Below are 19,229 nucleotides of genomic sequence, written 5' to 3'. Positions count from 1 at the left end.
CCATGAATCATTCGGTGAACTCGGACGCGCGCCCGTCGGGCTCCAACCGGATCACCCACAGGTTGTCATAGCTTGGCCGGTCGCCCAGATAGTGCGTGAAGCCCTGAACGAAGGCCAGGCCGCCGTCGTTCCCCAGCAGCGTCCAGTCGAAGGTCCATTCGTCGGGTTCGTCCCGCTCAACCAGCCAGCGGTCCACGATTTGCTCGCGGCCCCGCCACGGATCCTGGTCGTGCGGCCGGGTGGCATAGACGGCTTCCTCGGTGAACAGCGCGCGGATGTCGTCGGGCTCGTTGGTGGTCCACGCCGCGGTGTACTTTTCCATCCAGGACCGGACTGCGTCGCTCATCCCTCCGTTGTACTCCGGGGCGGGTGGCTCCACAAGGTCATTTGCCGTCCAGGTTCTCCCATTCCTGCTCCCACAGCCTGCGCTCGTCCACGTCCTTGCGGATCACCTCGAACGTTTCCAGCTCCGCCGGCCGGCCCCGGAGCCAGTCCCGCGGGTTGAGCGATTTGCGCCCGTTGTCCAGCACCAGCAGCGCGCGGTCTGTCAGGGCGTCGTTGCGGAGCACAGCGTCAGTCTTCCGACGGCGGAGCACCTCCTTCAGTGCCTCGTGCGCCTTCGTGTGGGCGCCGAGCCGCCGCAGCGCGCGGCCCCGGAGCAGCAGCAGCGCGGCCGAGAGGTCATCGGAATTCAGGAGCCCCTCGGTCCAGATCACCACTTCCTTGTCCCGTCCCAGCGCGAATGCCAGAGCACACCGCGCAAGCGCTGAGGGCAACGACGGCGGCAACCCCACCACCGTCTGCAGCGCGGCCTCCAGCTGGCCCGTCTCCCGCAAGGAGTGCGACAGTGCCAGGAAGACCGACTCCTGCCCGAATAAAACAGGGACTTCGACGCGCTCGGCAACCTCCACCCGGGTGACCACCCGCGTCAGGTACGTGGCCGCATACTGGTTGGCGTCGTCGTCGTTCCTGATGGACAGGCCGCGCTGGAGGAGCTCTGAGGCGCGGAGGTAGCCGCCGTGCTGGTACGCCAGGAGGCCAGCCATGACGGAGCACAGGCCTGCCCAACCGGGGTACGTGCGGCCTACAGCAATGAGCCGTTCCGGTTCCCTGCTGGTGAAGATGGCGTGATGGACTGCCTTGACCGTCCGGCCAGGCATGAGCCCCAGCCTGGGGACTTCGCCGTCCACGGCGATCAGCGCCGCATCGCGGCCGCCAAGCACACCGTGAATCAGCCCGCCCACACTGCCGGCGAGCTCCCGGACGGGCGTCTGGAATTGGACGTTCCCGAACGGCGTCAGGTCCCGGGTGTCCCGGTAAATCGGTCCTCTGGCATCCCCCACGGTCATCTCTCCATGCTACGGCGGGAGCGGGTGACCGACCTACGTAACAGCGGCCACCCAGAGCCCGATCACCCAGGTGCTGGCGGCCAGGCAGGCCAGCCCGAACTCCGCGAGCATGCCCAGTCCCGTGGCCTTCAGCGCTGCCCAGCTGGTGGTGGTTGCGGTGTGGATCTTCCGCGTCCGGCGCAGCTCGCTGAGCAGCAGGCCGGCGGCGAAACCCACAAAGAGTCCTACAAAGGGGATGATGAACATCCCGATCACGCCTGCAACCAGGCCAACCACGACGCTCCGGCTGGGAATGCCGTGCTGCTTCAGCTTACGGCCGGTCAGCACGGCGCTGGCCGACATGCCGGCCACCACAAACACCATTCCCACCGCGAAGACCACCCAGCCCAGCACGCCGGCGCCACCCCAGATGGCCCACGCCAGCAGGCTGAGGCCGATCAGGAAGCTGCCCGGCAGGACCGGGATGATAGTGCCTGCGACTCCCACCAGGATGGCAACGCCACAGAGGATGCTTACAACGGTTTCGGAGTTCATGAGCCCCAGTTTAGGGCGGCCCTCGTCTCCCGGACGGTACTGGGGATGGCACTCCCGCTTAACGACCGACCTTAACGCCCGACGGCGGTGCCCCACCTTTCAAAGGGGAGGCACCGCCGTCGGGCGTTAAGGCAGTGTGTGGCTGCGGAGGTTACTCAGCTTCCACAGCGGCGGCCACGGCGGCCGTCACTGCCGGGGCAACGCGCGGGTCCAGCGGGCTGGGCACGATGTAGTCAGCGGACAGGTCCTCCTCGGCCAGTTCCGCAATGGCGCGTGCCGCGGCAAGCTTCATGGCGGGCGTGATCCGGCGTGCGCCGGCATCCAGCGCGCCGCGGAAGATTCCGGGGAAGGCCAGCACGTTGTTGATCTGGTTGGGGAAGTCGCTGCGTCCGGTGGCCACCACGGCGGCGTACTTGGCGGCAACTTCGGGCAGGACTTCGGGGTCCGGGTTGGAGAGGGCGAACACGATGGAGTTGGCGTTCATCAGCTTCAGGTGCGCTTCATCCAGCTTCGAGGAGGAAACCCCGATGAACACGTCCGCGCCGAGCAGTGCTTCGCCGGGGCCGCCGGTGACGCCGCGCGGGTTGCTGCGCTGGGCCATCTGGGACTTCTTGCTCTGCGGGTCAGCTGCAATGTCGGCCCGGTCGCGGTTGATGACTCCCTTGGAGTCGAGCAGGACAACGTCCTCGATGCCGGCGGTCAGCAGGATCTCGGCGACCGCGATACCGGCAGCACCCGCGCCGGAAACGACAACGCGGAGGCCGGCGAGTTCGCGGCCCGTGACCTTGGCGGCGTTCGTCAGGGCGGCGAGGGCCACCACGGCGGTGCCGTGCTGGTCATCGTGCATGACAGGGCAGTCCAGGGCCTCGATGAGCTTCTCTTCGAGCTCGAAGCAGCGCGGGGCGGAGATGTCTTCGAGGTTGACGGCGCCGAAGCTGGGGCGGAGCCGGACGAGGGTTTCGACAATCTCGTCAACATCCGTGGTGTTCAGGACCAGGGGAATGGAATCCAGTTCGCCGAACGTCTTGAAGAGGGCGGACTTGCCCTCCATCACGGGCAGGGAGGCGCTGGCGCCGATGTTGCCCAGGCCGAGCACGGCAGTGCCGTCGCTGACCACTACCACCAGGCGCTGCGCCCAGGTGAGGGTCTTGGCGAGCTCCGGGTTGGTGTGGATGGCGCGGCTGACCTCGGCCACACCGGGGGTGTAGGCGATGGACAGGTCGCGTTTGTTGGACAGCGGGACAGTGCTGGTGACCGAGAGCTTGCCGCCCTGGTGGGCTTCGAAAATCTCAGCTTCGGTCAGGGCCGTTGCTGCGGAGTTGTCAGTGGGTGCGATTGCGTCAATGGACACGTCGTTGTCTCCTGGTGCTAGCCGTGGGCGCACGGCGCAGAATGGCTCAAGCGCAGGGAGGCTCAAGGTGGTCTAATTCGGCGCTTCGTGGGCCCAGTGGTGGCGGGCCCGGAGTGAAGTCCTTTGCAGAGGCGGGTTCCCAACCTCTCCGGTCCTGCAATGATAAACAGCGGTTTGAGGCGAAAACGTTCGTGGTGGAGTGCCGAACCGGTGCCAAATCGATTAACCAGGACAATTTGTGATCCACATCACGGCATAAAGGCGTATTTAATCGCCGATTGGTCTAGACCAGTTACGCCGATCGGTGCGCCGCACGGGCGCTCGGGACCACCGGCGCAAGCAGGGTGCAGGCCTTTTTGAGGTCCTCTTCGGCTTCAAAGAGCGACAACCGGCGGTTGCGGACTGACTGGACCAGACCAGTGACCGTCAGCAGGAGCACGCGGGCCGCCACGGCGTCGTCGGAGGCTGTAGTTACTGCCTTTTCACTGAGGGTGTCGATTTCCGCCAGGAGCGCAGTGGTGTCCTTGCCCTTGAGGTAGACGCTGCGGGCCAGGCACTGCTCTACTGCGGGCTGCATCACCCGCATGTGGAAGATCTCCATGACCACCCCGGTGAGGGCACGGCCGCCGAAGCTGGCAGCTGATGTCCGGGCCCGGGCCTGGAGCTCGTCCAGCTGCTGCCGGTAGAGCGAGAGCATCAGGTGGGTCGGCGAGGGGAAATACCGGTAGACGGTACCCAGCGGGACGCCTGATTTTTCCGAAATTTCCGCCAGATCCACGGATTCCAGCCCCTTGCGGGCAAACCCTCCGGCGGATTCGAGGACGCGTGTATAACGCAGCCTCTGGCGTGGGGTGGAGGGCCGTGCGGCCATGGGCGGATGGTCGGGAAGGGTCTCGGGCATCAGCATTCCGGGGTAGTGAATTTACGGTGCAGCGGCAGTCGGGTCCCCATTCCGGTTGCCCTGCAGTCCGCCTCAACTATACGGCACGGTAACTTACCGGCTCAGTCCACGCCCTTGATCTTGACCACGAACACGGCGCCGAGCAGCCCAATGACGGCCGCCGTGGTGAACAGCGTGACGTACCCGCCGAACTGCGTCACCGCGAGGAAAGCGAGGCCTGTCGCGAACACCTGAGGCAGCGAGGCGGCCACGTTAATGACCCCCATATCCTTGCCGCGGTCCGCGGCCTGCGGCAATACCTGCGTCAGCAGCGCAAAGTCAACGGCTTGGTAGGCGCCGTAGCCGATGCCCAGGATGGCGGCCCCAACCAGGGCGCCGGTCCACACGGGGAAGAACGCCATGGTGAGGCCTGCCATCGCGATCATGACGGAGGAGGCGATCACGAAGGGCTTGCGCTTGCCCACCCTGTCGCTCCACGGCCCCGCAATCACGGCAGTAACCATGACCAGCGCCGCATAGATCCCGGTCAGGGTCAGGACTCCCAGCGCCGGGTTCTCATGCTTGAGGACGTCTCCGAGGAAAAAGATCAGGTACACAATGGTCAGCTGGTTGCAGACGTTGACCAGGAAGCGGGTGAGCCACGCCCAGGCGAAGTCAGGGTGGCGGGCCGGGCTGATCCAGAAGCCGCGGAGGAAACTGCCCCACGAGAACGGCGGCCGGAGCTCCCTGGGCAGCGGCGGGTCATTCCGGTGGAACAGGTACGGCACCACGGAGAACAGCAGGGCGGCCGCACACATGGTGTACCCCACCATGAAGTTTCCCGACACCACCGCCCCGAAGACTGCGCCGAGGAGGATGCCCGCCGTTTGGCCCAGGGCCGCCAGTCCCCCCACGCCGCCGCGCTGCAGCACCGGCACCCGGTCCGGGATGGCGGCGGTGATGGCCGCATAGGCGGCGTTGGCGCCCAGCTGGACCAGGCACCAGAACAGGACCATCAGGGCAACAGCCGTGGCTCCGGACATCGCCAGCAAGGCGGCGGTGGCCAGGACGGCGCCGGCCAGGACCCAGGGGGAACGACGGCCGAAACCGGAGACCGTCCGGTCGGACAGCGCCCCGAAGAGCGGATTGGCCACCAGGGATACGGCGGCGCCGCACCCAAGTACGAGGGAAGCGATGGCTTCCTTGTTTGTTTCGTCGATGCCAATGGCCTGCTGGGCGATGAAGATGTTGATGGGTCCGAAGAACGCGGCGTTGATGCCAACATTGACCAGCACCAGCCCGGTCACCCAGCGTGCGGTGACCTTCTGCGTCGGCTCGGCGAGCGCCGCCGTCGTATGCTCCGCTCCTGCGGTGGGATTTAACGAAGAGCCGGGATCCGACGCACGGCTGGGATCCGCTGCTGCGGGTGTGTCGGGCAGGCTCATGGCTGGTTCCCCCTGGAACGGTTAGTGATTCTGGAAATCAGACTATCGTGGGGGTCAACGTCCCGCTTGTCACACGGCGCACGCCGGCCGCGGGCTCGCTGTATTCCACGACACCGGACACCTGGAGATGCAATGAACGCACCTGCCCAACGCCCCGCCGACACCGTCAATACCGCCGATCTCTACGACGAGCGCGGCGAGGATCTGGCCTCCGTGTCACTCCAGTTCCAGTCCCTGGGCGGGCGTTCGCACTTCAGCGGTCCGGTCCGGACCATCCGCTGCTTCCAGGACAACGGGCTCGTGAAGTCGACACTGGCCACCCCGGGCAACGGCGCGGTCCTGGTGGTGGATGGCGGCGGCTCGTTGGGCACCGCCCTGATGGGGGACATGATTGCCGAGAGCGCCGTCGCAAACGGGTGGGCCGGCGTCGTCATCAACGGCGCCATCCGCGACCGCGAAGCGATCGCCGCACTGGACCTCGGCGTCAAGGCGTTGGGGAGCAATCCGCGCAAGAGCGCCAAGGCCAGTGCCGGCGAAGTTGACGTGGATGTAGTGCTCGACGGCGTGACCTTCCGTCCCGGGGTCACCGTCTGGTGCGATCCGGACGGCATCCTCGTGGAGCGCTGAGCGCGCCTGCATCCAGTAGCGAGATCGCGGCGCTCCGGCCCCTGCTTAGCGCCGCGATCTCGCCGCTCGATTCCGCTCCGCAGCAATCCGGAGATACCGCGGGAATGAAACGGCACCTAACATAGTTACTGAAAGCAACTATCGAGCGTGATTCCTTTTTTCTGCCTGGAGAAGCCATGTCCAAAACCTCTGCCGCGCGTGCCACCGGCCAAACCCTGACCCGGCGTCAGATGATCACCGTGATGGTGGGACTCATGCTGGGCATGTTCCTGGCTTCACTGGACCAGACCATCGTGTCCACCTCCATCTACACCATCGCCAACGACCTCGACGGGCTCTCCCTGCAGGCGTGGGCCACCACCGCGTACCTCATCACCTCCACCGTCAGCACCCCGCTGTACGGCAAGCTCAGCGACATTTTCGGCCGCCGGCCGCTGTACCTGACCGCGATCGCCATTTTCCTGGCCGGTTCGCTCTACGCCGGCTCCGTGAACTCGATGACGGAACTGGCCCTCGCCCGCGGCGTGCAGGGCCTGGGCGCCGGCGGCCTGCTGGCACTGGCGCTGACCATCATCGGCGACATCGTGTCCCTGAAGGAGCGGTCCAAATACCAGGGCTACTTCATGTCTGTATTTGGCATCTCCTCCGTCCTCGGCCCGGTAGTGGGCGGCGCGTTCGCCGGTTCCGCCAACATCCTGGGCTTCGACGGCTGGCGCTGGGTTTTCTTTATCAACCTGCCCATCGGCCTGGCCGCGCTGGCCGTGGTGTTTATGTTCCTGCACCTGCCGGCCAAGCACGTGAAGCAGAAGATCGATTACTGGGGTGCCGCAGCCATCACGCTCGCCATCGTCCCGCTGCTGCTGGTGGCCGAGCAGGGCCGCAGCTGGGGCTTTGCGTCCACGAACGCCTTCCTCTGCTACGGCCTGGGCATCGTGGGCATCATCTCGTTCCTGCTCGCCGAAAAGCGCGCCGGCGACTACGCCCTGATCCCGCTGCGGCTCTTCCGGAACATGACCTTCGGCCTGTCCTCGCTGCTGAATTTCATCATCGGCATCGGCATGTTCGGGGCCATCGCCATGCTGCCCATGTACCTGCAGCTGGTCAAGGGACTGACGCCCACTGAAGCCGGCCTCATGATGATCACCTTCACCGTGGGCATTCTGACAGGTTCCATCACCGCCGGGCGCACCATCTCGGCGTCGGGCACGTACCGGATCTTCCCCATCCTGGGAACCGGAATCCTTACCGTGGCAGCTGTGACCATGGGCTTGGTCCTGGGCGTGGATACCGGCCTGTGGGTTCCCGGACTGATTGCAGTGTTCTTCGGCATGGGCCTGGGTTTCTGCATGCAGCCGCTTACTTTGGCCATGCAGGTCTCGGTTCCGCCGAAGGACATGGGCGTGGGCACGTCCTCCGCCGCCTTCTTCCGGTCCATGGGCGGCGCCGTGGGCACGGCGGTGTTCATCTCCATGCTGTTCAGCCTGGCCGCCAGCCGGATCGCGGACACCATGAAATCAGCCATGGCCAGCGCCGACTACCAGGCAGTCCTCAAGGATCCAGCCGTGGCAGCGGACCCCGCCAACGCCAAGCTCTACGAGTTCTTCCAGCACGGGGCGTCCGACGATTCGCTCAACGACACCAGCTGGCTGCACTCGGCAAACAGCGTGCTTACCCGGCCCATCACTGAGGGTTTCGCCTACGCGATCGACGCCGTCATGCTCACCGCAGCCGTGCTCACCGGCATCGCGTTCCTCATCAGCTTCGCACTGCCGAATAAGAAGCTGACGGACCCGAAGGCCGCTCCGCAGGAGGCTGGGGCTGCGGTGGCTGCCCACTAACCGTCACGTGACACCGGGCGTTCGCGCTCAGCGGCTATACTCAGCCACTCAATGCCGAGACGAGGAGCCCGAGTGACCAGCGCCCTGACAGAGCATCGGCCTGGCCGCCGCCCGCTGCGGAAGTCGTTCTCGCTCTCCGCGGTGACGGCGGGATTCGTGGCGGTGGCCATTTCGTACGCCGGACCCATGCTGGTGGTCCTGCAGGCCGCCCAAAGCGCGGGTCTCAGCGCGGAGCGCACCACCAGCTGGGTCTGGTCCCTGGCGGTGGCGAGCGGTGTGACCTGCGTGCTGCTTAGCCTCCTGACGCGGCAGCCCATTGTGGTGGCCTGGTCAGTTCCGGGGGCGGCGCTCCTACTGACGGCACTGGGAAATTATGACTACAGCGACGCCATCGGGGCCTACGTCGTGGCGGCCGTGCTGGCACTCATCGTCGGAGCGACCGGCTGGTTCGGCCGCCTCCTGGCCATCGTCCCGAAGCCCGTGATGGCCGCCGTCCTGGCCGGAGTCCTGCTGCCCTTTGTCCTGAAAGCTGTCGAGGCGGTGGCCACCTCGCCCATCGTGGCTGGCGGGCTGGTGGTGGCCTTCCTGATCGGACGCCGCATCACGCCACGGTACGCAGTCCTCGTGGCCATGGCCGTGGGAGTCGCGCTGAGCGCCCTGACAGGCCAGACCGAGGCGCCCGTACTGACCCTGGACCTGTCCGGACCGCTGTGGACCACGCCCACTTTTGACCTCCAGGCAATCATGGGCATCGCCGTTCCGCTGGTGATTGTGACCGTGGCCGGGCAAAACGGTCCGGGCCTGGCCATGATGGACACCCTCGGCTACAAGGTCAACGACAACCTGGTCCTCGGCGGCGCGTCCCTGGCCTGGCTCGTTTCGGCGCCACTGGGCTCGCACGGCATCAACCTGGCAGCCATCACCGCGGGTATCTGCGCCGGCCCGGAAGCCCATCCGGACAAGGACCGCCGCTACATGGCCGGCATTTTCTGCGGGGTTTTTTACATTCTGTTCGGCCTCGTCAGCAGCGCCGCCGTGACACTCTTTTCCTCGGTTCCGGCCGCCATGATGGCAGCCCTCGCCGGAGTGGCGCTCCTCGGGGCACTCCAAGGCTCACTCATCGACACCCTCTCGGACTTCAAAGCGAACCCGATTGCCACCGAGGCCGCCCTGATCACGCTGGCGGTCACCGCGTCCGGCGTTTCACCGGCGGGTATCGTCTCGCCGTTCTGGGGACTGCTGGCCGGGAGTGCCGCCTATCTAGCCCTCCGCCGCTACGGCGGGAAGCCGTAACCACGACGACGGTGGCCTCCCGCCGTCGTCGTCCTTCCCTCCCGGGCGGGACGCCGCCAAGTGGAACGGCGGGCGGTGACGTGCCACACTGTTTAGCGCGTGTGCGCCGGCCGTCTGGGCCGGTACAGCAGCCGACGACGTCCGCACCGCAGCCACCCACCCCCCCAAACCCAGGGAGCACCATGCCCACCGCCAAGGAGCAGACAACCGCCAAAATTCCGCAGCGGGTGATCTGGCTGGCACTCGCAGGCGCGGTAGGCGGCTTCCTGTTCGGCTTCGACTCCTCCGTGGTGAACGGCGCAGTGGATGCGATCAAGGACGAGTTCGCGCTCTCAGAGGCCGTCACCGGCTTCGCCGTGGCCATCGCCCTGCTGGGTTGCGCTGCCGGCGCCTTCCTCGCCGGAAAAGTCGCCGACCGCTACGGCCGGATCCCCGCCATGAAGCTCGGCGCACTGCTGTTCCTGGTCAGCGCCATCGGAACCGGCTTCGCTTTCGGCGTCTGGGACCTGATTTTCTGGCGCCTGGTAGGCGGCCTGGGCATCGGCCTCGCATCAGTGATTGCGCCGGCCTACATTTCCGAGATTTCCCCGCGGCACGTCCGTGGCCGGCTGGCCTCGCTGCAGCAACTGGCCATCACCACCGGTATCTTCGCCGCTCTCCTGTCCGACGCCCTCTTCGCCACCAGCGCCGGCGGCGCGGACCAGGCGTTCTGGCTGGGCATCGAAGCGTGGCGGTGGATGTTCCTCGCCGCAGCGGTTCCGGCCGTGGTCTACGGCTGGATCGCCTATACGCTCCCGGAATCCCCGCGGTTCCTGGTGTTCCAGGGCAAGGAAGACGAAGCCCGCACGGTGTTCGACTCCATCGCCCCGTCCGAGGACACTGACCGCCATATCCGCGAGATCCAGGACGCCATCGAAGAGGACAAGCTGGCCGGCCAGAAAGGCTCGCTCCGGGGCAAGACGTTCGGCCTGCAGGCAGTGGTCTGGGTGGGCATCATCCTCTCCGTGCTGCAGCAGTTCGTGGGCATCAACGTGATTTTCTACTACTCCACCACGCTGTGGAAGGCTGTCGGCTTCCAGGAGAAGGACTCGCTCACCATCTCCGTGGCTACCTCCGTCACCAACATCCTGGTGACCCTCGTGGCCATAGCGCTCGTGGATCGGATCGGCCGCCGCCCCATCCTTTTGGCCGGTTCAATCGGTATGGCTGTATCACTGGGCACTATGGCGCTGGCGTTCTCCTCCGCCGTGGGTTCGGGCTCCGAGATCTCCCTGCCGGGCGCCTGGGGTCCGGTTGCGCTCGTGGCGGCCAACGTGTTCGTGGTCAGCTTCGGCGCGTCCTGGGGGCCACTGGTCTGGGTGCTCCTTGGCGAGATCTTCCCGTCCCGGATCCGAGCCCGCGCTTTGGGCCTGGCCGCCGCTGCGCAGTGGGTGGCCAACTTTGCCATCACGCTCAGTTTCCCCGTCATGGCGGCCGGTTCTCTTCCGCTGACGTACGCCATGTACGCGCTGTTTGCGGCGGCGTCGTTCTTCTTTGTGATGTACAAGGTACCGGAGACCAACGGCATGTCCCTGGAGCAGGCCGAGACCCTCTTCGTGGCCAAGGGTTCCAAGAAGGCATAGCCCGACGTCGTCAGAGCGAGAGCTTCATGCCCTCATGGCTGGCGTCAAAGCCGAGGCGTTCGTAGAAGCGGTGGGCGGCCGTCCGGGTCTTGTGCGTGGTCAGCTGCATCAGCGTGCAGTCGCGGCGCCGCGACTCGTCGATGGCCCACTGCACCATCAGGTTGCCGATGCCCTGGCCGCGGAGGCTCGCCGCCACCCGCACCGCCTCGAGCTGGGAACGCCATGCACCCTGCCGCGAGATCCCGGGCAGGAAGCTCAGCTGGAAAGTAGCCATCACGGGACCTGATACAGCCCCACGAGCAACGAGCTCCCCCACCACCAGCAGATGGGCCGGGTCGGCATCGATCGATTGGAAGGCCTTCTCGTAGGGCGCCATGTCCTGGCTCTGTTCGCGGCCGGCGCCCAGTGAATCGTCGGCCAGCAACGCCACGATGGCCGGGAGGTCCGCAAGCACAGCGTGCCGGAGACGGAACGTCCCGCCGTCGACGTCGGCAATCAGCAAGGGGGCAAGGGCACCGGGGTTCACCCCACCAGCATTCCACACAGCCACCGCGGTTTCCGGGCCGGTGAAATGTACGCTGATACCTACAGTCAATTGGGGAGAGCCTGTTATGGATCAAAGCACGGTTTCTGGATTGCCAAGAAAAACTCTGCGCGCGGGAATTATCGTGGGTGCCATCGGCGCGTTCGCGGTCATTCTTGCTCCACAGATTATGCAGCTTTTGGTGTTTGGACCCAGCTATTCTCAGGCACTGGGTGCAATCCTCCAGGTGCTCTTTCAGCTCGTCACCCTGTTCTTCCTGCCGTTTTCCGCCGCCCTGATTGCCGCTTCCCTGGTCATGCGCCATCTTGATACGGCACTCGCGCCGCGTACGCACGCACCAATCGACGCTCCGCCGCCAACGGAGTAGGCGGCCGCTTCAGCCACGGAAGAAGCCCGACGCCGGCACTCAAGGTAAGTGGCGGCGTCGTGCGTTAAGTGCGAGGGCGTTTCCGTAAAACGTGCATCAAGTGAGAGAGGGATGGGTCAGGCGAAATAAACACCGATGCGGTTGCCGTCGATCTCTTCGATCCGGATGTCGATGTCGTAGACGTCGTACAGCATGGCGGCCTGCATGATCTGCGCCGGCGTGCCCTGGTGCACCAGGCGGCCCTTCTTCATGGCGAGGATGGTGTCCGAGTAGCAGGACGCAAAGTTGATGTCGTGGACCACCAGGACGATGGTTTTGCCCAGTTCGTCGGCGAGCCGGCGGAGCAGGCGCATCATTTCCACGGAGTGCTTCATGTCCAGGTTGTTCAGCGGCTCGTCCAGAAGCAGGTATTCGGTGTCCTGCGCCAGGACCATGGCGATGTAGGCGCGCTGCCGCTGGCCGCCGGAGAGCTCGTCCACGAACTTGTCCGCCATGGCACTCAGGTCCAGGTGCGCGATGGCCTCCTCCACCTTGGCCAGGTCCTCCACTGTGGGGCGGCCGCCCGAGTGCGGGAACCGGCCGAACGCCACCAGGTCGCGGACGGTCAGGCGCTTGGTCAGGTGGTTTTCCTGGCGGAGGATGGCCATGGTGCGGGCCAGGTCGCGGCTGGGAGTAGCCGCAATGTCCAGCCCCGCAACCGTCACGGCGCCGGTTTCCAGCGGCTGGAGCCGGCTGATCAGCGACAGCAGCGTGGATTTCCCCGCGCCGTTGGGCCCGATGATGGAGGTGATGCCGCCGCGGGGAATCATGCAGGTGACGTCGTCGAGGACCTGCTGGCCGCCGTAGCTCTTGGAGACGTTCCGGACGTCAATCATTTCAGCGAGCCTTTCAGCAGGAGGTAGAGGAAGAGGATGCCGCCGGCAAACTCGATGACCACGCTCAGCGCGGTGGCGAAGCCGAAGACCCGTTCAAGGATCAGCTGCCCGCCCACCAGCGCGACGGCTCCGATCAGCACCACAATCGGGATGAGCCGGGCGTGGTTGAAACCGCGGCAGAACTGGTAGCCGAGGCTAACCACGAGAAGTCCAAAGAACGTCACGGGCCCCACCAACGCGGTGGAGACTGCCACCAGCAGGGAACAGGCCAGCAGGATCCGCATGACCGCCCGGCGGTGGTCCACTCCCACGTTGATGGCCAGCTCGCGGCCCAGGGCCAGGACATCCAGCGTGTGACGGGCGCGCCACACGGCCACACAGACGGCGCCGATGATCACCGCGGAGACGCCCAGCAGCGCGGGGTCCACGTTGTTGAAGCTGGCGAAGAAGAGGTCCTGCAGGATGATGAATTCGCTGGGCTCCATCAGGCGCTGCAGGAGCGAGGAGAAGCCGCGGAACAGGCTGCCCAGGATGATGCCCACCAGCAGCAACAGGTGCAGCGACCGGGTGGCGCCGGTGAACATCCAGCGGTACAGCAGGGCGCTGAACGCCACCATCAGCACAACTTCGACGCCGAACTGCAGCGTGGGCGGCGCGGCGGTGACCGCAGCGGCACTCACGGTGAAGACAAGCGCTGTCTGCACCAGGATGTACAGCGAGTCGAAGCCCATGATGGAGGGCGTGAGGATCCTGTTGGCGGTGACGGTCTGGAACAACAGGGTTGAAACGCCCACCGCGACGGCCACCAGCAGCATCGCGGCCACCTTCAGGGCGCGCCGCGGAAGCACATAGCCCACGTTGCCTTTGAGGTCGCTGAACAGGAAAAAGGCGACGGCGACGACGGTGGCGGCGAGCAGGATGCCGATCACCAGCTGCGGCGGAGCGTTCCGGATACGGTTTCGAACGCGTGCAAGGGGCTTGAGCTCGGCGGGTTTTGGGATGGGCGTGCCGACCGTGGAGGGGTTGGGCGTGGCAATTTCAGGCATTGCGTTTCCTCAGGATCAGGATGAGGAACAGGATGGCTCCCACCACGGCCATCACCATGCCCACGGGCACCTCGTAGGGATAGCGGATGGTCCGGCCAATGATGTCGCAGACCAGCACAAACCCTGCCCCGAACAGGGCCGTCCAGGGTACGGCGCGGCGCAAATTGTCGCCGAACAGCAGGGAGACGATGTTGGGCACCACCAGGCCAAGGAACGGCACGGCACCCACGGTGGCCACCACCACAGCCGAGATCAGTGAGACGATGATGAGCCCCAAGCGCATGGTCACGTTGTAGTTCAGGCCAAGGTTGGTGGTGAAGTCCTCCCCCATGCCTGCCACGGTGAACCGGTCGGCGGCCACCAGCCCCACCAGCATCAGGGCCGCAACGATCCACAGCAGCTCATACCGCCCTCGGAGCACCCCGGAGAAGTCGCCGATCATCCAGTTGCTCAGCGTCTGGAGCAGGTCGTACCGGTAGGCGAAGAACGTGGTGATGGCTCCGATGACCCCGCCCAGCATGATGCCAACCAGCGGGATGAGGAGGGTGTTGCGGGTGGGCAGCCGCCGCAGTACGGCCAAAAACAGCGCGGTACCGAGGACGGCAAAAACGCTGGCGACGCCCATTCGAAGGAGGATCGGCGCCGTCGGGACAGCCACGGTGACCACCAGGATTCCCAGCGTGGCGGATTCGACCGTTCCCACGGTGGACGGCTCCACAAAACGGTTGCGGGCCATCAGCTGCATGATCAGTCCGGCCACGGCCACCGCCATGCCGGCGAGGACTACGGCCAGCGTGCGCGGGACGCGGGAGACCCAAAAGATTTCGACGGCGGCGGGATCGCCCGCGAGCAGCGCCGGCAACGACACGTCGCTGACGCCCACGAACATGCTCGCTGTGGCGAGTGCCAGCACAATGGCGGCAGCCGCAGCCAGTCCCGCGTACTCGCGGGACCGGCTGCGGCTTACCGGCGCGGTGGTCCGCACCGCCGTCGTTGTCATGATCGAAGGTCAGTCAGGGAAGGCTCAGGCCACCGAATCGGCAACGGCCTTAACCATTGCCTGGACGTTGTTCAGGCCGTAGCCAACGATGTACCAGGCCGCGGGGTCGAGGCTGATGACCTTGTTGTTCTTGGCGGCGTTGGTGGACTGGATCAGCTCGTTGTCCAGGACCGGGTTGGCTGCAGCGGCTTCGGCGCCGATGGCGGTGTCGCGGTTGATCACATACAGGAGGTCAGGGTTGACCTGCTTGATGTATTCGAAGGACACGGACTCGCCGTGGCTTCCTTCGGACTTGACGTCAGCCGCGGTGGGCACGCCCAGGACATCGTGGATGATACCGAAGCGGGAGCCGGCGCCGTAGGCCGTCACTTCGCCGCCGGAGGTCAGGACAATGAGGCCCTTGCCGGCGTCAGTTGCCTTCGTTTTGGTCTCGGCGATGGTGGCGTCAACGGCTGCCAGCTTCGCGTCCACGTCGGCCGCCTTGTTGAAGATGGTGCCCAGCTTCTTGGTCTGGTCCTTGAAGCTTTCCATCGGGTTCTTGGCATCGATCGACAGGTCGATGGTGGGGGCGATCTTACTCAGTTCCTCGTAGGCTCCGGCGGTGCGGCCCGAGATGATGATGAGGTCCGGAGCGCCGGCGCTGACCGCTTCAAAATTGGGTTCCTTGAGGGAACCGATCTTTTCGTACTTCGCATCCGCGTACTTTGAGAGCGATTCGGGGTAGCTGGCCTCCGGAACGCCTGCGGGCTCAACACCCAACGCATCGAGGGTGTCCAGGACGCCGAGGTCGAACGTGAAGACCTTTTCCGGGTTGACCGGGACGTTGGCGGTGCTGCCCTGGGCATGCTCAACGGTGATACTGGAGGCTGCCCCGGATGCCGGCGTGGCGGTGGCGCTGCCGCCGCACGCCGTCATGGTCAGAAGCGCCGCTCCCGCTGCCAGTGCCCCCAGGTAGCTCGAAAGCTTCTTCTTCACGATCGTTCTCCAGTCCGCTAATAACGTCACACGTTTGTTGCCTAATGTCCTAGCACCTTATTAGTAAGGTCAGGCTAACTTCAAAACGTAACGCCACTTATTGGACTAATCGTGAGTGGGATCACAACGCACGACGCCGGCACTCGGGTGAGTGCCGGCGTCGTGGTCTGGTGCGAGAGGGTTGCTCAAAAACCCGCACTAGTGGGAGAGCGTTTAGGCCGGGGCTTTGGCCCCTTCCGCCTGGCGCTCCTCCACGAGCATGGATACGGCGCTGAACAGCGGGTGGCCGGGAGCCAGTCCGGTGATCCGTTCGGTGGCGTCCGCGGGCGAAGACGACGCCAGGATCTGCGCGAGTTCCGTGGCCTCGGCGTCGGCGGGATCGTTGAAGCGCAGTGCCGCGGCGATGGCACCCAGCAGGGCCTCGGGCACAATCCCACGCTCTGCCAGCTCAGCCGCCGGGCCGATGAACCGTTCGTGCCGGCTGAGCTTGCGCATCGGGGCGCGGCCAACGCGGTTCACCGAGTCCGGCAGGTGCGGGTTGGAGAACCGGGCCAGGATCTTCTGGACGTAGGCTTCCTGCTCATCGTTGTTGAAGCCGTGCTTGGCCACCAGCAGCTGCTTGGTCTCTTCCAGGACGGCGCGGACGTCCTCTGCCACGTCCTGGTCCGCCATGGCGTCGGAGAGTTTCTCCAACCCGGCTTCGAACCCGAAGTACGCCGCGGAGGCGTGCCCGGTGTTCACGGTGAAGAGCTTCCGCTCGATATAGGGCGAGAGCTCGTCCACAAAGGTGGCGCCCGGGATGACGGGCGCCGCATCGCCAAACGCGGTCCTGTCGATGACCCACTCGTAGAACGTCTCCACGGTGACATCCAGGCCCTGCCCGGGCTCCTGGTTGGGCACGATCCGGTCCACGGCGGTGTTCGCGAACACTGCCAGGGAGTCCAGTGAACCCGCGGCGTCGTCCCACAGCGCAGCCACTTCGGCCCGCAGGATATCCGTGGCGTTGATGGCGTTCTCGCAGGCCATGACCTGCAGCGGCGCCAGCCCGGTGTCCCGCGCCGCGATGCCCTTGGTGATGGCCGGCGCCACGAACTTCAGGATGTGCGGCCCCACCGCGGTGGTGACCATGTCCGCCGTCGCGATTTCCCGCACCAGCTCCGCTTCCTGGGCGCCTGAATTCAGCGCCCGGAAATTGTCCACTGTCCGGACGGTGGGGTTCTCCCCCACCTCGTTGACGTTGTAGCTGTCCGCTGCCGCCAGCTGGGTGATGAGGGCGTCCGCGACGTCGGCGAACACCACCTCATACCCGGCCTGGTGCAGCAGCAGCCCGACAAACCCGCGGCCGATGTTCCCGGCGCCAAAATGTACTGCCTTCACTATGCGTTGACCTTTCCGAACAGCTCCAGGACTTCGTCGACGGATGTCGCGGCCTCCAGCTGGGCCACCTGGGCCTTGTTGGTGAAGACCTTGGCGATCGAGGACAGGATATGGAGGTGCTCGTTGTTGATGCCGGCAACACCCACCACGAACTTGACCTGCTTGCCGTTCCAGTCGATGCCGTCCGGGTAGCGGATCACGGAAACCGCGGACTTCATGATGTGGTCCTTGGCCGCGTTCGTGCCGTGCGGGATGGCCAGGAAGCTGCCCATGTACGTGGACACGGACTCTTCGCGCTCGTGCATCGCTGCGATGTAGCCCTCGTCCACGGCGCCGCGGTCCAGCAGGAGCCGGCCGGCTTCGTCGATCGCCGCATCACGGGTGGTGGCGGTGCCGTTGAGGATGACGCTGTCGGCCACCAGGATGTCCGACGGCGGTGCGGCTGCGGCAGGTTCCGCGTCCACGGGAGCGTTGGCAACGTGCGCGCCATGGCCTGCCGCTGCAGCGCCTGCAGCGGCCGCGGTGGCGGTCGCAGCACCGGCGCCAGCAACGGCGTCGGGCGTTGCACCCTCGGTGTTGTGCTCCTTGACCAGTTCCACGATCTCGTCGTACCGCGGGCTGTTCATGAAGTTGTCCACCGAGAAGTGCGCCGCGCTCGAGGTAACCGGCTTGGCCCGCTCGGTCAGGTCCTGGTGCGTGATCACAACGTCGTACGTGTCGCTGAGGTTGGCAATGGCCGAATTGGTGACCTTGACGTCCGGGAACCCGGCCGCCTTGATCTTGTTGCGGAGCACCGAGGCGCCCATGGCACTGGACCCCATTCCGGCGTCGCACGCAAAAACGATGTTCTTGATGGGACCGGCGAGGACGGCCGTGCCAACGCCGGCACCTGCGCCCGCGCCCGCGCCCGTCAGGACTGAGGAGACCGAGCTCTTCTTGCCCTTCATGGCCTCCATCTTGGACGTGGCGTCGTTAAGGTCCACCTCATCGCTGTGCTTGGTGGTTTTCAGGATCACGGAGGCCACCAGGAACGAAACCGTGGTGGCGAGCACCACCGCGAGGATCACCCCGAGGTAGCTGTCACGGGAGGTCTGGGCGAGCACCGCAATGATCGAACCAGGTGCTGCCGGCGCAACCAGCCCGGAGCCGGTGATGGCCAGGGTGGCAATACCCGTCATGCCGCCGGCGATCGCGGCCAGGATCAGCAGCGGGCGCATCAGGACGTACGGGAAGTAGATTTCGTGGATGCCGCCGAGGAAGTGGATGACCGCTGCACCGGAGGCAGACGCCTTGGCCACGCCCTTGCCGAAGAACATGTACGCCAGCAGGATGCCGAGGCCGGGGCCGGGGTTGGCTTCAAGCAGGAACAGGATGGACTTGCCCTGCTCCAGCGACTGCTGGATTCCCAGCGGGGTCAGTACGCCGTGGTTGATGGCGTTGTTCAGGAACAGGACCTTGGCCGGCTCGATGAAGATGCTGGTGAGCGGCAGCAGGCCGTTGTTGACCAGGAACTGGACCACGTTTCCGGCGCCCGTGCTGAACGCCTGCACCAGTGGGGAGATGCCGTAAAAGCCAAGCATGGCCAGCAGCGCGCCCCAGATGCCTGCAGCGAAGTTGTTCACCAGCATCTCGAAGCCGGGCCGGATCTTGCCGTCCCAGAGGGAGTCGATCTTCTTCATGGTCCAGCCGCCAAGCGGGCCCATGATCATGGCACCGATGAACATCGGGATGCCGGCGCCCACAATGACGCCCATAGTGCCGATGGCCCCCACCACGCCGCCGCGTACGTCGTAGACCATCCGGCCGCCGGTGTAGGCGATCAGCAGGGGCAGCAGGTAGGTGATCATGGGACCAACCAGGCCCACGTTGGGATCGCCCTCGGCGTTGGTGCCGAAGCCTCCCAACCCGGGGACCGGGATCCAGCCCTTCTCAATAAAGAGGGCGGTAATGAGGCCCCAGGCGATGAATGCCCCGATGTTGGGCATGATCATTCCGGACAGGAACGTCCCGAACTTCTGGACGCCGACCCGCACGCTGGTGCGGGGTTTTGCAACTGTCTCTGTTGCCATGTGATTTCCTAACCGTCATTCCTGCTGCAGCGCAGGA

The 19,229-nt window shown here is 65.5% G+C and carries 18 protein-coding genes; 5 read left to right on the top strand and 13 right to left on the bottom strand.

Annotated elements, in window-relative coordinates:
• Positions 1 to 7: 7 nt before the first annotated feature.
• The 6 genes from J2808_RS17615 to J2808_RS17590 all read right to left on the bottom strand — a co-directional run bounded on the left by J2808_RS17615 (position 8) and on the right by J2808_RS17590 (position 5,559).
• Positions 8 to 346 (bottom strand): nuclear transport factor 2 family protein, encoded by a 339-nt coding sequence (locus J2808_RS17615; RefSeq protein ID WP_309819187.1) that lies wholly within the window; start codon positions 344 to 346, stop codon positions 8 to 10.
• 37 nt (positions 347 to 383) lie between these two features.
• Positions 384 to 1,349: a hypothetical protein gene (locus tag J2808_RS17610; protein ID WP_309819185.1), complete on the bottom strand. Its 966-nt coding sequence runs from the start codon at positions 1,347 to 1,349 to the stop codon at positions 384 to 386.
• Positions 1,350 to 1,382: 33 nt separating this feature from the next.
• Entirely contained in the window at positions 1,383 to 1,883 is a 501-nt protein-coding gene (locus tag J2808_RS17605; protein ID WP_309819182.1) for a DUF456 domain-containing protein, read from the bottom strand.
• A 151-nt stretch (positions 1,884 to 2,034) separates the two neighbouring features.
• Positions 2,035 to 3,234, bottom strand: coding sequence for an NAD(P)-dependent malic enzyme (locus J2808_RS17600; protein ID WP_309819180.1), 1,200 nt, complete (start codon positions 3,232 to 3,234; stop codon positions 2,035 to 2,037).
• A gap of 292 nt (positions 3,235 to 3,526) precedes the next feature.
• Complete coding sequence (locus J2808_RS17595; protein ID WP_309819178.1) at positions 3,527 to 4,135, bottom strand: TetR/AcrR family transcriptional regulator; 609 nt, start codon at positions 4,133 to 4,135, stop codon at positions 3,527 to 3,529.
• A gap of 101 nt (positions 4,136 to 4,236) precedes the next feature.
• Positions 4,237 to 5,559, bottom strand: coding sequence for an MFS transporter (locus tag J2808_RS17590; protein ID WP_309819176.1), 1,323 nt, complete (start codon positions 5,557 to 5,559; stop codon positions 4,237 to 4,239).
• Between the two features lie 132 nt (positions 5,560 to 5,691).
• Here J2808_RS17590 and rraA point away from each other — a divergent pair, with 132 nt between their 5' ends.
• The 4 genes from rraA to J2808_RS17570 all read left to right on the top strand — a co-directional run bounded on the left by rraA (position 5,692) and on the right by J2808_RS17570 (position 10,939).
• Complete coding sequence (gene rraA, locus J2808_RS17585) at positions 5,692 to 6,186, top strand: ribonuclease E activity regulator RraA (protein WP_309819175.1); 495 nt, start codon at positions 5,692 to 5,694, stop codon at positions 6,184 to 6,186.
• Positions 6,187 to 6,362: 176 nt separating this feature from the next.
• Positions 6,363 to 8,024: an MDR family MFS transporter gene (locus J2808_RS17580; RefSeq protein WP_309819174.1), complete on the top strand. Its 1,662-nt coding sequence runs from the start codon at positions 6,363 to 6,365 to the stop codon at positions 8,022 to 8,024.
• 72 nt (positions 8,025 to 8,096) lie between these two features.
• Complete coding sequence (locus J2808_RS17575; RefSeq protein WP_309819172.1) at positions 8,097 to 9,317, top strand: benzoate/H(+) symporter BenE family transporter; 1,221 nt, start codon at positions 8,097 to 8,099, stop codon at positions 9,315 to 9,317.
• Positions 9,318 to 9,499: 182 nt separating this feature from the next.
• Positions 9,500 to 10,939, top strand: a complete 1,440-nt coding sequence (locus J2808_RS17570) for a sugar porter family MFS transporter (RefSeq protein WP_309819170.1) — start codon at positions 9,500 to 9,502, stop codon at positions 10,937 to 10,939.
• A 10-nt stretch (positions 10,940 to 10,949) separates the two neighbouring features.
• Here the strand turns inward: J2808_RS17570 and J2808_RS17565 are convergent, their stop codons facing one another.
• Positions 10,950 to 11,465, bottom strand: a complete 516-nt coding sequence (locus tag J2808_RS17565) for a GNAT family N-acetyltransferase (protein WP_397428081.1) — start codon at positions 11,463 to 11,465, stop codon at positions 10,950 to 10,952.
• Between the two features lie 85 nt (positions 11,466 to 11,550).
• Between J2808_RS17565 and J2808_RS17560 the strand changes: the two genes are divergently transcribed.
• A complete protein-coding gene (locus tag J2808_RS17560) occupies positions 11,551 to 11,850 on the top strand; it encodes a hypothetical protein (RefSeq protein WP_309819168.1) in 300 nt (99 codons plus the stop codon).
• 116 nt (positions 11,851 to 11,966) lie between these two features.
• Here the strand turns inward: J2808_RS17560 and J2808_RS17555 are convergent, their stop codons facing one another.
• The 6 genes from J2808_RS17555 to J2808_RS17530 all read right to left on the bottom strand — a co-directional run bounded on the left by J2808_RS17555 (position 11,967) and on the right by J2808_RS17530 (position 19,192).
• Complete coding sequence (locus J2808_RS17555) at positions 11,967 to 12,725, bottom strand: iron ABC transporter ATP-binding protein (protein ID WP_309819166.1); 759 nt, start codon at positions 12,723 to 12,725, stop codon at positions 11,967 to 11,969.
• Entirely contained in the window at positions 12,722 to 13,771 is a 1,050-nt protein-coding gene (locus J2808_RS17550; RefSeq protein ID WP_309819165.1) for an iron chelate uptake ABC transporter family permease subunit, read from the bottom strand. Before J2808_RS17550 ends, J2808_RS17555 begins: the two co-directional genes overlap by 4 nt.
• The gene (locus J2808_RS17545; RefSeq protein ID WP_309819162.1) at positions 13,764 to 14,771 is read right to left on the bottom strand and encodes an ABC transporter permease; all 1,008 of its coding nucleotides are present in this window, start codon (positions 14,769 to 14,771) and stop codon (positions 13,764 to 13,766) included. Before J2808_RS17545 ends, J2808_RS17550 begins: the two co-directional genes overlap by 8 nt.
• A gap of 24 nt (positions 14,772 to 14,795) precedes the next feature.
• Positions 14,796 to 15,746 (bottom strand): siderophore ABC transporter substrate-binding protein, encoded by a 951-nt coding sequence (locus J2808_RS17540; RefSeq protein WP_309819160.1) that lies wholly within the window; start codon positions 15,744 to 15,746, stop codon positions 14,796 to 14,798.
• A gap of 213 nt (positions 15,747 to 15,959) precedes the next feature.
• Positions 15,960 to 17,123 carry a mannitol-1-phosphate 5-dehydrogenase gene (locus tag J2808_RS17535; protein WP_309819159.1) on the bottom strand — a complete coding sequence of 388 codons (1,164 nt, stop codon included), beginning with the start codon at positions 17,121 to 17,123 and terminating at the stop codon, positions 15,960 to 15,962.
• Positions 17,123 to 19,192 (bottom strand): PTS mannitol transporter subunit IICBA, encoded by a 2,070-nt coding sequence (locus J2808_RS17530; RefSeq protein WP_309819157.1) that lies wholly within the window; start codon positions 19,190 to 19,192, stop codon positions 17,123 to 17,125. The genes J2808_RS17535 and J2808_RS17530 overlap by 1 nt, the downstream gene beginning before the upstream one ends.
• Positions 19,193 to 19,229: the final 37 nt, after the last annotated feature.

Origin of the sequence: Pseudarthrobacter sulfonivorans (assembly GCF_031454915.1) — a bacterium.
GTDB lineage: Bacteria > Actinomycetota > Actinomycetes > Actinomycetales > Micrococcaceae > Arthrobacter > Arthrobacter sulfonivorans_C.
This window is presented reverse-complemented; position numbering and strand designations above follow the sequence as displayed.

What these genes read in the sequence shown, in the direction of transcription:
- J2808_RS17615 (WP_309819187.1), bottom strand. Translation starts at nt 346, where the DNA reads ATGAGCGACGCAGTCCGGTCCTGGATGGAAAAGTACACCGCGGCGTGG.
- J2808_RS17610 (WP_309819185.1), bottom strand. Translation starts at nt 1,349, where the DNA reads ATGACCGTGGGGGATGCCAGAGGACCGATTTACCGGGACACCCGGGAC.
- J2808_RS17605 (WP_309819182.1), bottom strand. Translation starts at nt 1,883, where the DNA reads ATGAACTCCGAAACCGTTGTAAGCATCCTCTGTGGCGTTGCCATCCTG.
- J2808_RS17595 (WP_309819178.1), bottom strand. Translation starts at nt 4,135, where the DNA reads ATGCCCGAGACCCTTCCCGACCATCCGCCCATGGCCGCACGGCCCTCC.
- J2808_RS17590 (WP_309819176.1), bottom strand. Translation starts at nt 5,559, where the DNA reads ATGAGCCTGCCCGACACACCCGCAGCAGCGGATCCCAGCCGTGCGTCG.
- rraA (WP_309819175.1), top strand. Translation starts at nt 5,692, where the DNA reads ATGAACGCACCTGCCCAACGCCCCGCCGACACCGTCAATACCGCCGAT.
- J2808_RS17580 (WP_309819174.1), top strand. Translation starts at nt 6,363, where the DNA reads ATGTCCAAAACCTCTGCCGCGCGTGCCACCGGCCAAACCCTGACCCGG.
- J2808_RS17570 (WP_309819170.1), top strand. Translation starts at nt 9,500, where the DNA reads ATGCCCACCGCCAAGGAGCAGACAACCGCCAAAATTCCGCAGCGGGTG.
- J2808_RS17560 (WP_309819168.1), top strand. Translation starts at nt 11,551, where the DNA reads ATGGATCAAAGCACGGTTTCTGGATTGCCAAGAAAAACTCTGCGCGCG.
- J2808_RS17555 (WP_309819166.1), bottom strand. Translation starts at nt 12,725, where the DNA reads ATGATTGACGTCCGGAACGTCTCCAAGAGCTACGGCGGCCAGCAGGTC.
- J2808_RS17550 (WP_309819165.1), bottom strand. Translation starts at nt 13,771, where the DNA reads ATGCCTGAAATTGCCACGCCCAACCCCTCCACGGTCGGCACGCCCATC.
- J2808_RS17545 (WP_309819162.1), bottom strand. Translation starts at nt 14,771, where the DNA reads ATGACAACGACGGCGGTGCGGACCACCGCGCCGGTAAGCCGCAGCCGG.
- J2808_RS17530 (WP_309819157.1), bottom strand. Translation starts at nt 19,192, where the DNA reads ATGGCAACAGAGACAGTTGCAAAACCCCGCACCAGCGTGCGGGTCGGC.